Here is a 10,705-nt window from a genome sequence, read left to right as displayed (position 1 = left end):
AGGGCTTTGACCGGGCGGCCTTTCCAGAGCTCCGAACGGTCGATCAGTACCAGCCCACGCTGGCCCGGCGTCGTCGGTTTATACGACTTGAGTGCCATGTTGTCTGTCTTCCGTTTTGCTAAACGGCGGGTTGCCCCGCCTATGGTATAAAGGCCCCCGTAGGTGCCCGACTTGGATGTCCATACGGACAAAGAGGAAGCCCCGGACGAATCCGGGGCTGTGCCGATGGGTTCCTTTAAGAGACGTGGCCAGCAGGGTCAAGCGCACAGCGCCGAAATCGGGTATATTCCGCGCGGCCTCCCAGGCAGCCCTGTTAGTTTCTGTGAGACAACCAGACCCCGGGCAGGACAGAAAGCTTTTGCGGCGTTCTTTGTGTTGCGGCGCCTGAGTGCTAGGCTGCCGGCGGATTTAATGTGGAGGAGAGATGAAATGAGCTTTGTTAAAGCGCTTGCAGCCGTAGCTATGGGGTTTGCCGCAGCCAAGGGCATGGACAAGTATAAGGACATGGGCGGTATGGCCGGAATGCAGGATGCGCTCAAAGGTGCGGGCACCAGCGACATGGCCGATCAGCTTGGACAACTGGCAGACAGGTTCGGCATTCCGGGTGGCTCCGATCAGGTGAAGTCACTTCTGGACCAACTGGGAAAAGCCACAGCCGATGCGAGCGAAGCAGGTGCAGCCGGTCTTGGTGGTCTGATGTCCAGCATGCAGGGCGCCGCCGAGGCGGGCAGCAAACACAGCGCTGATCTGATGCAGGCGATGTTCGCCGGCACACCTGCCGCCGATGCCATGGAAGAGCAGGCAAAACTAATGATCCGTGCAATGATCCAGGCCGCGAAAGCCGACGGAGAGATTGACCAGGCCGAACAGAGCGCGATTCTGGACAGGCTCGGAGACATCAGCGATGAAGAGCGCGCCTTTGTTCAGGCAGAACTGAGCAAACCCTCTGACCTGCACGGACTTGTGCAGGATGCGGGCGCCGCCGGTCGCGAGCAGATCTATGCCACTTCTCTCGCTGCGATCCGCGTGGATAATGCTGCGGAAGCCGCGTATCTCAGACAACTGGCGGGTGGCCTCGGGCTGAGTGACGCTCAGCGCGACGCGATCCACACGCGGATGGGCGTACCGCCGCTGAGCGCCTGAACCGCATCACCCGGGCAAATTACGGCCTGCTCATGAAAAAACCCCGGCCTCTTGCGAAGCCGGGGTTCTGATTGTCGTACAAAGACGAAGACTTAAAGCCCGGTAGACACGTCAATCGTGTTGCCGGCTTCCAGCGTCACATAGGCCTTCTTCACGTCTTTCCGCTTGCCGAGTTGGCCGCGGAAGCGTTTGACTTTGCCTTTGGTGATCGTGGTGTTGACCGCTTTGACCTTCACACCAAAGAGCGCCTCGACGGCCTCCTTGATCTGGGGTTTATTGCTGTCCATCGCCACTTCGAAAACCACCGCACCGTTCTCAGACGACATGGTTGCTTTCTCGGTGATGATCGGCTTGCGGATCACGTCGTAATGTTCTGCCTTGGCATTCATTTCAACCGGGCCTCCAGTGCTTCGACACCCGCTTTTGTGATCACCAGAGTGTCACGCTTGAGGATGTCATATACGTTTGCGCCCATCGTTGGCAGGATATCCAGACCGTCGATGTTGCGGGCTGCCTGAGCGAAGTTTTCATTCACAGAGGCACCGTCGATGACCAGCGCGCGTTTCCAGCCGAGGTTTTTCACCTGTTTGGCCAGAGCCGCGGTTTTGCCGTCGGATGATGCATCGTCAATGATCACAAGCTCGCCTGCTTTCAGCTTTGCGGAAAGCGCGTGGCACAGACCCAGCTTGCGGAACTTCTTGGTCAGTTCGTGACCGTGGCTGCGCACAACGGGGCCTTTGTAAACACCACCACCGCGGAAGATCGGTGCAGAGCGCGCGCCGTGGCGTGCGCCGCCGGTGCCCTTCTGGCGATAGATCTTCTTGGTGGAGTAGCTCACTTCTTTCCGCGTCTTCACCTTGTGTGTGCCGGCCTGTGCATTGTTACGCTGCCAGCGCACGACCCGGTGCAGGATGTCGGCGCGCGGCTCGAGACCAAAGAGCGCCTCGTCCAGGTCTACCGATCCGGCTTTGCCGCCGTCGAGTTTGATGACATCGAGTTTCATGCGTCACCTTCTTTCTTGTCTTCGTCCGCAGCGGGTGCGTCATCGGACTTTTCAGCTTCGATCTCGGCTTCAGCAGCTTTGAGCTGTTCGGCTTCCTGAGCCGCCTGCTCTTCTGCCAGACGCTTGGCTTCTGCCTCGGCCTCTGCGGCTGCTGCTGCAGCGGCTTCCTCAGCGGCTTTCGCCGCGGCCTCGGCATCGGATTTCAGCGCCGCCGGCAGGATCGCATTCTCAGGGAACGGCTTTTTGACCGCATCCTTGACTGTAACCCAGCCGCCTTTTGAGCCTGGTACAGCGCCTTTGACCATGATCAGACCACGGTCGGCATCTGTGCGGATGACCTGCAGGTTTTGCGTGGTGACACGGGCAGCACCCATGTGACCCGCCATCTTTTTGCCTTTGAAAACCTTGCCCGGATCCTGACACTGGCCGGTGGAGCCGTGCGAACGGTGCGAGATCGACACACCGTGTGTCGCGCGCAGACCACCGAAGTTGTGCCGCTTCATCGCACCGGCAAAACCTTTACCGATCGAGGTGCCGGCCACGTCGACGAACTGACCTTCGAAGTAATGGTTCGCGGTGATTTCCTCACCCACACCGATCAGATTTTCCTCGTCCACACGGAACTCGGCAACCTTGCGCTTGGGTTCTACCTTTGCAGCTGCAAAGTGACCGCGCATGGCCTGAGATGTCCGCTTGGCTTTGGCTGAACCGGCACCGAGCTGAACAGCCGAATAGCCGTCTTTGTCGGAAGTCCGCTGTGCCACAACCTGCAGCTTGTCGAGCTGAAGAACGGTCACAGGGATCTGCTTGCCGTCTTCCATGAAGAGCCGGGTCATACCGACTTTTTTTGCAATAACGCCTGAGCGCAACATAAGATTACCCTCCGACGATTATGATTGCAGTTTGATCTCGACATCCACACCAGCGGCGAGGTCGAGCTTCATCAGCGCGTCCACGGTCTGGGGGGTCGGATCAACGATATCCAGCAGGCGCTTGTGCGTGCGGATCTCGAACTGGTCACGGGATTTCTTGTCAACGTGGGGGCCACGCAGAACGGTGAACTTCTCGATTTTGTTCGGCAGCGGGATCGGGCCGCGAACGGAAGCACCTGTGCGCTTTGCTGTGTTGACGATTTCTTGTGTGGAAGCATCCAGCACACGGTAGTCAAACGCCTTGAGGCGGATGCGGATGTTTTGGCTTTGTGCGGCCATATGCATCACCCTTTATATCAGGGTTCAGACCGGAGAGGAGGACGGGCGCTCATCGCACACCCTCATCGCGACTTGTGGTCCAACGGAAAAGGGCGCGGCTGACCGCACCCCGATTGGATTTGGGTCGTTTAGAGGGTCGCTTTGCGAAACGCAATGAGATTCTTCGGAAAATCACCGGCCTTTTCAGGTTTTCTGATCGTGCGTGAAATCCCCGGTCCGGCCAGATGACCTGCCGCACGGTAAAATAAGGCATCCAAAAGCAGCAAACCCGCGAAAGTGACCCCTGGCGCCCGGGCTATCGCAGCATCAGACAGGCTCAGGCCGACACCTTTTCGAGCAACCAGTCGCGCAACCGACCGGCCTCCGGCTTCTCAGGCGCCACCGAGAGGTAATAGCCCTCATCGGCGGCAACTGACGCCGGGTGCGCAGGCTCCAGAAGACCCGATTTCAGAGCATGAGCCGCCAGCAGTTCACTGACCAGCGCCACGCCGTTGCCATGCACCGCCAGCTGCAGAGCCATTCCGTATGTGTCGGTGTAAAAAGAGGGGGGCCTGGTGTCTCCGACTTCTTTTGCCCAGGTTTGCCAGCCGCCCGAAGTGCCAACCGCCTCAATCAGCGGAAGGTCTTCCAGCGCACCGCGTAACTCTGGTGATTTCAGCGCAACAAGCCTGTTGGGCAAAAGAAGTACGGCGTTTTCTCCGGCCTGCCTGAGTGATCCGAAACGGATTTCGAGATCGGCGCGGGCCGACTGAAAATCGTCAGGCCAGATCGCACTGAGAAACCTGAGCCTGAGCGCGGGGTGATGTCGCGTGAAATCCGGCAACAGGGGGGCGACGACCCATTGCACGACGCTTACAGAAGCGGCGATGGTCAGCAGACCCTTGTCCGGCCCTGCATCGGCCCTGTCCATCGCCACGGCCAGCGCCTGCAACGGGCCACCCACTTCCGGCAACAGGCGGCGTCCCGCATCGGTCAGTGCGAGCCCCCGGGCATGGCGCACAAAGAGCGGCGATCTGAGCCGTGTTTCAAGCGATTTCACCTGCTGGCTGACGGCGGACTGCGTCAGTCCGAGCTCCTCGGCGGCAGCGGTAAAGCTCAGGTTCCGCGCCGCAGCTTCAAAAGAGCGCAGCCAGGTCAGCGGGGGAAGATTTTTTCTCAACGGTCAACTCTGCCATTAGTGTTTGTAATACCTAAGCGTGACTTTCATTCATTTGTCAAAATTTCAGGGGCTTTCTACTGTTCCGGTCAACCATGAGGAGTGACCATGACGCCCGACATCCGGAAAATCGTGACCTATGACGAAGAGGTTTTCATCGAAGGGTTCCGCGCCGCAAAAACGCCCTGGCGTTTGTTTGCTGTGGCGGCGGTGCTGCGAAACCCCTGGGCGAGCCGCTATGTCGAAGACCTCACACCTGAGATCCGCGCCTATGGTCCGGTTCTGGGCAGTATGATGGCGGACCGGATGATCGCTCTTGCCGGCAGCGGCGCGCAGATTGAGGCCTATGGAAAGGCAGCCGTGGTCGGACTCGACGGCGAGATAGAGCACGCTTCCGGACTGATCCACACTCTGCGTTTCGGAAATTTTTACCGCGAGGCTGTTAAGGCAAAATCCTATCTTGCCTTTACGAACACCCGCGGCCCGGCCAACGCGCCGATTCAGGTGCCGCTGATGGACAAGAACGATGCCGGCCGGCGCTCGCATTATCTGACGATCCAGTTCGCCATCCCTGATGCACCGCGCGATGACGAGGTTGTCGTGGTCCTCGGCGCGGCGCTCTCTGGCAGGCCACATCACCGTATCGGAGATCGCTATCAGGACCTGAAGGATCTGGGCCATGACCTCGACAACCCTGCGTCGGTCTGAGATCGCGGGCCTTGCCATAACCGAGACCGGCACGGGGCGGCCGATGCTGCTTTTGCATGGCGTGGGCCTGCGGTCCGAGGCCTGGCAACACCAGTTTGACGCGCTGGCAGGCTGCGGTCATGTGATTGCACCCGATATGCCCGGACACGGTCTCAGCCCCTGCCCGGCCGGTGACATGACGCTCGCGGATTACACCGGCGCGATACGCCGCGTTCTTGAAGAACTGCCCGGGCGCGCACTTGTTATCGGTCACTCCATGGGCGCGATGATTGCGCTTTCTCTGGCCAGTGTTGTTCCCGAAAAGGTATGTGCCGTTGCCGCCCTGAATGCCGTTTTTGAGCGCAGCGCCGGTGCTGCTCAGGCGGTTCAGGCGCGCGCAGCGGGCCTTGACGGAAAAACAGTGCCCGATCCCGCAGCCACACTTCATCGCTGGTTCGGGGATGACCCGTCACCAGAGCGGTCAGCCTGCAGGAGATGGCTGCAGGAGGTGGACCCGGCGGGATACAAAAAGGCCTATACGGCCTTTGCCCTTGCAGACGCGCCGACCCGCGCATCACTTGCAGCAATAAAATCCCCCGCGCGGTTTATCACCGGTGCGCTTGAGCCGAATTCAACGCCGGATATGTCCCGCGCAATGGCTGGTCTGACGCCCTGCGGACAAGCCATCATCGTTGAGGGAGCGGCGCATATGCTGCCGCTGACCCATCCGGAAGTCGTGAATGCAGCACTGCGCGAGCTTGCACAGGAGGCACCCGCATGACCGGCCCGGATAAGCGCGCCCTGCGCAAAGCCTTTGGCAGCTACATGACGGGCGTCACCGTTGTGACGACACAGAAGGCCGACGGGACGCCCGTTGGCTTTACCGCGAATTCATTCACATCCGTCTCGCTTGATCCGCCGCTTTTGCTCGTCTGTCCCGGCCGGTTTCTGTCAAGTTTTGACAACTTTGCAACCTGTTCGCATTTTGCAGTGAATGTCCTCTCAGAAGGCCAGGAGGAGGTGGCGAACACCTTCGCCGTCTATAACGGCGATCGCTTTGCCCGGGTCAGTTGCATCCGGGATGAGATGGGCAGCCCATTGATCCGCGGCGCACTGGCACAGTTTTCCTGCAGCACGCACCAGTCCCTTGAGGCGGGAGATCACAGGATACTCATCGGCAGGGTCCGCAGCTTTGAGCACACTGAAGGACGGGGGCTAGGCTACGCGGGCGGGCAGTTTTTCAGCCTCGGGCTGGAACGATCAGCGCTCGGGCACGCAGGCAGCACGACAATCTGCGGTGTGATCGTGACCAATGGCGATGGCGTGTTGCTGGAAAAAACAGATGCCGGATTTCGACCGCCGCAAATACCTGTCCCGGACAGCAGTCGCCTGCGGAAAGATCTCGTCGACAGCATGGCAGAACGCGGACTGCACATCAGCCTCGGGCCCGCCTATTCGGTGTTCGACGACGGTAAAACCTGGTCGTCATATATTCTTGCGTCAGCCTCAGCGCCTTACACCGGCAGCCTTGAGCTTCACCCGGTCTCTGACATTCCAAAGCTGCCCTTCGCCTCAAAACCCGTTCACGCCATGATGATCCGCTTTGCTGTAGAATCACAGACCCGCAGCTTTGGTTTTTACCTTGGTGGTTCCGAGCGCGGTGACATTCACCCTTTACCGGAAAGGACCTGAACATGGAGTTTTCGCTCTTTGCGCATATGGAACTTCTGACGCCTGACCAGCCACACGCTCAACTCAACGAGGAACTTCTTACCCTGTGCAGAATGGCGGATGACGGTGGGATGCGGGCAGTCTGGACAGGCGAGCACCACGGGATGCAGTTCACCATTGCACCCAACCCACTGATGTCGCTGGTAAATATCGCAGCGCACACAAAGAACGTCAGGCTGGGTACGGGAACGGTCATTGCACCGTTCTGGCATCCGATCAAACTGGCTGGTGAAGCTGCATCAGCCGATCTTTTGACCGGCGGACGCATTGAGCTTGGCATTGCACGGGGCGCATATTCCTACGAGTACGAGCGGCTGGTGCCGGGCATGGATGCCTGGGAGGCCGGGCAGAGAATGCGGGAAACGGCTCCTTTGCTGCCGAAACTCTGGGCCGGAGACTGCGCGCATCAAGGGCAATTTTACAGCTTTCCCGCCACAACGGCGGTGCCGAAACCGGTGCAGGACGGCGGCCCGCCGATCTGGATCGCGGCGCGGGACCCGAACAGTCATGAGTTCGGCGTCAGGAACGGCTTCAACATTCAGGTGACGCCCCTGTGGCAGGGCCTGCAGGAAATTGAAACACTGATGGCGCGTTTCAATGACGCCTGCGCCGGATATGACGGGCCGCGCCCGAAGATCATGCTGCTGCATCACAGCTATGTCGGCTCTGATGCCGGGGATGTGGCCCGGGCCGCGCGTGAGTTGTCACGTTTCTATTGTCATTTCGGAGCGTGGTTTCAGAACAAACGCCCTGTCGAAAACGGTCTGATCGCACCGCTGTCCGATGAAGAGATGGCGTCCAACACGATGATGGCCCCGGAAAACATGGCGCGCGATCTGACCATTGGCACGGCGGACGAAATCATCGAAAAAATCAGAAAATATGAGGATCTCGGGTATGATGAATATGCGTTCTGGATTGACAGCGGCATGAGCTTTGAGCGCAAACGCGCATCGCTGGAGCGGTTTATCAATGATGTCATGCCGGCTTTCAGATGAGGGTTCAGATGGATAAGAAACCGCATTATCAGCTCTTTATCGACGGCATCTGGTGCGAGGGCTCGGAAGGCCGGATTATGGCATCGCAAAACCCCGCAACAGGGCAGGACTGGGCAACATTCGCCTGTGCCTCAAAGTCGGATGTGGACCGTGCCACAGGTGCGGCACGGCGTGTTCTGAACGACCCTGTCTGGCGTGACATGACCCAGACGCAAAGAGGGAAACTTCTCTATCGTCTTGCCGGGCTGATCGAAGAAAATGCGCAGGACATCGGCCGGATCGAAACGACCGACAGTGGAAAACTGCTGGCGGAGACGGCCAGCCAGACGGCCTATGTCGGTGATTACTATCGCTATTACGCAGGTCTGGCTGACAAGATCGAAGGTGCGGTGCTGCCCATCGATAAACCGGACATGCATGTTTTCACGCGGCGCGAGCCGATCGGAGTGGTGGCCGCGATTGTGCCCTGGAATGCCCAGATGTTCCTGACGGCGACAAAGCTCGGACCAGCGCTTGCCGCAGGCTGTGCGGTTGTGCTGAAAGCCTCCGAAATTGCTCCTGCGCCGCTTCTTGAATTCGCCCGGCTGATCGAGCAGGCAGGATTCCCGCCGGGCGTGGTCTCGGTGATCACGGGTGACGCTGAAAACTGTGCCATTCCGCTGACACGCCATCCCGACATCGATCGCATTGCCTTTACCGGCGGGCCGGAAACGGCGCGGCATGTGGTGCGCAATTCAGCGGAAAATTTCGCGGTCACAACGCTGGAACTGGGCGGCAAGTCTCCCGTTATCGTCTTTGAGGACGCTGATCTTGACGGGGCCGCCAACGGTCTGATCGCGGGCAATTTCGGCGCGTCGGGGCAAAGCTGTGTTGCGGGCACACGGGGACTTGTCCATCGCTCTGTGCTCAAAGCCGTCGCCACGAAAATCGAAGAAAAGATGGCAGGTGTGAAGATTGGTGATCCTCTTGAGCCAGACACTCAGATCGGCCCGCTGTGCACGGCCGGTCAGATTACTAAAATTGAGGAGACGCTGGCCGCTGCCTTAGCCGGCGGCGCGACGATACGGTTTGGCGGCGCGCCCCTGCACCGCCCGGGGAATTACATGGCTCCGACGCTCGTCGAATGTCCCGATGCAAACACCGAAACGCTGAAAGTCGAGATGTTCGGACCTGTCATGTCGCTCCTGCCTTTTGACACCGAGGACGAAGCGATTGCGATTGCAAACAGCACGCCCTTTGGCCTCGGCTCCGGTGTTTTCACTCAGAACGTGGCCCGTGCTCACCGGGTATCCGCGCGGCTGAAGGCAGGGATATGCTGGGTCAACACCTATCGCGCAGTATCCCCGATTGCGCCGTTCGGCGGCTTTGACCAGTCCGGATACGGGCGCGAAGCCGGCATGGAGGCGATCTGTGATTACACACGCACCAAAACGACCTGGATCAGTACGTCGGAAACACCGATGGCCAATCCCTTTGTCATGCGCTGACCTCCCGCCCTCCGGTGGCCCCTGCCGACAACAAAAAGGCCGCAGCGGGTATGCTGCGGCCTTTTCTTTGTCGCTGCCGGGTGCTGCAACCGGGTTGCAGCACGCGCGGGCTTACTCTGTGATCTTCGACACAACGCCCGCGCCGACGGTGCGGCCACCTTCGCGGATCGCAAAGCGCAGACCGTTTTCCATCGCGATCGGGGCGATCAGCTCAACGCCGAACGACACGTTGTCGCCGGGCATCACCATCTCGGTGCCTTCGTTCAGCTGAACCGTGCCGGTCACATCCGTCGTCCGGAAGTAAAACTGCGGGCGGTAGTTCGCAAAGAACGGCGTGTGACGGCCACCTTCTTCTTTGGTGAGGATATAGGCCTCGGCCTCGAACTTGGTGTGCGGCGTCACGGAACCGGGCTTGCACAGCACCTGGCCGCGCTCAACACCTTCGCGCTCAACACCGCGCAGCAGCGCGCCGATGTTGTCGCCGGCTTCACCGCGATCCAGCAGTTTGCGGAACATTTCCACGCCTGTGCAGGTCGTCTTTTTGGTGTCGCGGATGCCGACGATCTCGATCTCGTCGCCCACATTGATCACGCCACGCTCGACACGACCGGTCACAACCGTACCACGGCCGGAGATCGAGAACACGTCCTCGACCGGCATCAGGAACGGCTGGTCGATCGCACGCTCAGGCGTCGGGATCCACTCGTCCACAGCCGCCATCAGCTTGCGGATAGACTCTTCGCCGATCTCGGGGTTTTCGCCGTTCATCGCCGCCAGCGCCGAGCCGGGGATCACGGGAATGTCGTCGCCGGGGTAATCATAAGAACTCAGCAGCTCGCGGATTTCCATCTCCACCAGCTCAAGCAGCTCGTCGTCGTCAACCTGATCGACCTTGTTCATATAGACGACCATCGTCGGGATTCCGACCTGACGACCGAGCAGGATGTGCTCGCGCGTCTGGGGCATCGGGCCGTCGGCCGCGTTCACGACAAGGATCGCGCCGTCCATCTGCGCGGCACCGGTGATCATGTTCTTGACGTAGTCCGCGTGGCCGGGGCAGTCGACATGCGCATAGTGGCGCGCGTCTGTCTCGTATTCCACGTGCGCGGTCGAGATCGTGATCCCGCGGGCTTTCTCCTCGGGCGCACCGTCAATCTGGTCATACGCCTGGAAGTCGCCGAAATACTTCGTGATCGCAGCCGTCAGCGTCGTCTTGCCGTGGTCAACGTGACCAATCGTGCCGATGTTCACGTGCGGTTTATTACGTTCAAACTTTGCCTTTGCCATGA

The 10,705-nt window shown here is 59.7% G+C and carries 12 protein-coding genes and 1 pseudogene; 6 read left to right on the top strand and 7 right to left on the bottom strand.

The genetic code is table 11. The annotated features are described in order from the left end of the window. Positions 1–98: pseudogene (rplB, locus tag Q0M35_RS14075) on the bottom strand (50S ribosomal protein L2); the annotation flags it as partial. Between the two features lie 331 nt (positions 99–429). Between rplB and Q0M35_RS14070 the strand changes: the two are divergent. Further along, positions 430–1,143 (top strand): DUF533 domain-containing protein, encoded by a 714-nt coding sequence (locus tag Q0M35_RS14070; RefSeq protein WP_295316382.1) that lies wholly within the window; start codon positions 430–432, stop codon positions 1,141–1,143. Between the two features lie 92 nt (positions 1,144–1,235). On the opposite strand, the gene Q0M35_RS14065 is transcribed toward Q0M35_RS14070, so the two are convergent. The 5 genes from Q0M35_RS14065 to Q0M35_RS14045 form a co-directional block, all read right to left on the bottom strand. Then, the gene (locus Q0M35_RS14065; RefSeq protein WP_295316380.1) at positions 1,236–1,532 is read right to left on the bottom strand and encodes a 50S ribosomal protein L23; all 297 of its coding nucleotides are present in this window, start codon (positions 1,530–1,532) and stop codon (positions 1,236–1,238) included. Continuing rightward, on the bottom strand, positions 1,529–2,146 hold the full coding sequence (gene rplD / locus Q0M35_RS14060) for a 50S ribosomal protein L4 (protein ID WP_295316378.1): 618 nt from the start codon (positions 2,144–2,146) through the stop codon (positions 1,529–1,531). The genes Q0M35_RS14065 and rplD overlap by 4 nt, the downstream gene beginning before the upstream one ends. Further along, positions 2,143–3,018 carry a 50S ribosomal protein L3 gene (gene rplC / locus Q0M35_RS14055; protein ID WP_295316376.1) on the bottom strand — a complete coding sequence of 292 codons (876 nt, stop codon included), beginning with the start codon at positions 3,016–3,018 and terminating at the stop codon, positions 2,143–2,145. Before rplC ends, rplD begins: the two co-directional genes overlap by 4 nt. 18 nt (positions 3,019–3,036) lie before the next feature. Next, entirely contained in the window at positions 3,037–3,357 is a 321-nt protein-coding gene (gene rpsJ, locus Q0M35_RS14050) for a 30S ribosomal protein S10 (protein ID WP_169639408.1), read from the bottom strand. Between the two features lie 316 nt (positions 3,358–3,673). After that, a complete protein-coding gene (locus Q0M35_RS14045; protein WP_295316373.1) occupies positions 3,674–4,516 on the bottom strand; it encodes a LysR family transcriptional regulator in 843 nt (280 codons plus the stop codon). Between the two features lie 105 nt (positions 4,517–4,621). Here Q0M35_RS14045 and Q0M35_RS14040 point away from each other — a divergent pair, with 105 nt between their 5' ends. From Q0M35_RS14040 to Q0M35_RS14020, 5 genes are read left to right on the top strand one after another with little or no spacing between them, the layout of a single operon-like run. Next, positions 4,622–5,221, top strand: a complete 600-nt coding sequence (locus tag Q0M35_RS14040; RefSeq protein ID WP_295316371.1) for an amino acid synthesis family protein — start codon at positions 4,622–4,624, stop codon at positions 5,219–5,221. Next, entirely contained in the window at positions 5,193–5,981 is a 789-nt protein-coding gene (locus tag Q0M35_RS14035) for an alpha/beta hydrolase (protein ID WP_295316369.1), read from the top strand. The genes Q0M35_RS14040 and Q0M35_RS14035 overlap by 29 nt, the downstream gene beginning before the upstream one ends. Continuing rightward, on the top strand, positions 5,978–6,892 hold the full coding sequence (locus Q0M35_RS14030) for a flavin reductase family protein (RefSeq protein WP_295316367.1): 915 nt from the start codon (positions 5,978–5,980) through the stop codon (positions 6,890–6,892). The genes Q0M35_RS14035 and Q0M35_RS14030 overlap by 4 nt, the downstream gene beginning before the upstream one ends. 2 nt (positions 6,893–6,894) lie before the next feature. Then, a complete protein-coding gene (locus Q0M35_RS14025) occupies positions 6,895–7,929 on the top strand; it encodes an LLM class flavin-dependent oxidoreductase (RefSeq protein WP_295316365.1) in 1,035 nt (344 codons plus the stop codon). An 8-nt stretch (positions 7,930–7,937) separates the two neighbouring features. Further along, positions 7,938–9,416: an aldehyde dehydrogenase gene (locus Q0M35_RS14020; RefSeq protein WP_295316363.1), complete on the top strand. Its 1,479-nt coding sequence runs from the start codon at positions 7,938–7,940 to the stop codon at positions 9,414–9,416. A gap of 111 nt (positions 9,417–9,527) precedes the next feature. Here the strand turns inward: Q0M35_RS14020 and tuf are convergent, their stop codons facing one another. Then, positions 9,528–10,703, bottom strand: coding sequence for an elongation factor Tu (gene tuf / locus Q0M35_RS14015; RefSeq protein WP_295316361.1), 1,176 nt, complete (start codon positions 10,701–10,703; stop codon positions 9,528–9,530). Between the last annotated feature and the right edge of the window lie 2 nt (positions 10,704–10,705).

Origin of the sequence: Roseobacter sp. (genome assembly GCF_024639605.1) — a bacterium.
In the GTDB taxonomy this organism is placed as follows: Bacteria; Pseudomonadota; Alphaproteobacteria; order Rhodobacterales; family Rhodobacteraceae; genus Roseobacter.
Note: the sequence above shows the minus strand (reverse complement) of the source record. Positions and strands in the feature narration are given on the sequence as shown.

Bases quoted from the DNA above. Each gene is read 5' to 3' on its own strand.
- Q0M35_RS14070 (WP_295316382.1), top strand. From the start codon at position 430: ATGAGCTTTGTTAAAGCGCTTGCAGCCGTAGCTATGGGGTTTGCCGCA.
- Q0M35_RS14065 (WP_295316380.1), bottom strand. From the start codon at position 1,532: ATGAATGCCAAGGCAGAACATTACGACGTGATCCGCAAGCCGATCATC.
- rplD (WP_295316378.1), bottom strand. From the start codon at position 2,146: ATGAAACTCGATGTCATCAAACTCGACGGCGGCAAAGCCGGATCGGTA.
- rplC (WP_295316376.1), bottom strand. From the start codon at position 3,018: ATGTTGCGCTCAGGCGTTATTGCAAAAAAAGTCGGTATGACCCGGCTC.
- rpsJ (WP_169639408.1), bottom strand. From the start codon at position 3,357: ATGGCCGCACAAAGCCAAAACATCCGCATCCGCCTCAAGGCGTTTGAC.
- Q0M35_RS14040 (WP_295316371.1), top strand. From the start codon at position 4,622: ATGACGCCCGACATCCGGAAAATCGTGACCTATGACGAAGAGGTTTTC.
- Q0M35_RS14035 (WP_295316369.1), top strand. From the start codon at position 5,193: ATGACCTCGACAACCCTGCGTCGGTCTGAGATCGCGGGCCTTGCCATA.
- Q0M35_RS14030 (WP_295316367.1), top strand. From the start codon at position 5,978: ATGACCGGCCCGGATAAGCGCGCCCTGCGCAAAGCCTTTGGCAGCTAC.
- Q0M35_RS14025 (WP_295316365.1), top strand. From the start codon at position 6,895: ATGGAGTTTTCGCTCTTTGCGCATATGGAACTTCTGACGCCTGACCAG.
- Q0M35_RS14020 (WP_295316363.1), top strand. From the start codon at position 7,938: ATGGATAAGAAACCGCATTATCAGCTCTTTATCGACGGCATCTGGTGC.
- tuf (WP_295316361.1), bottom strand. From the start codon at position 10,703: ATGGCAAAGGCAAAGTTTGAACGTAATAAACCGCACGTGAACATCGGC.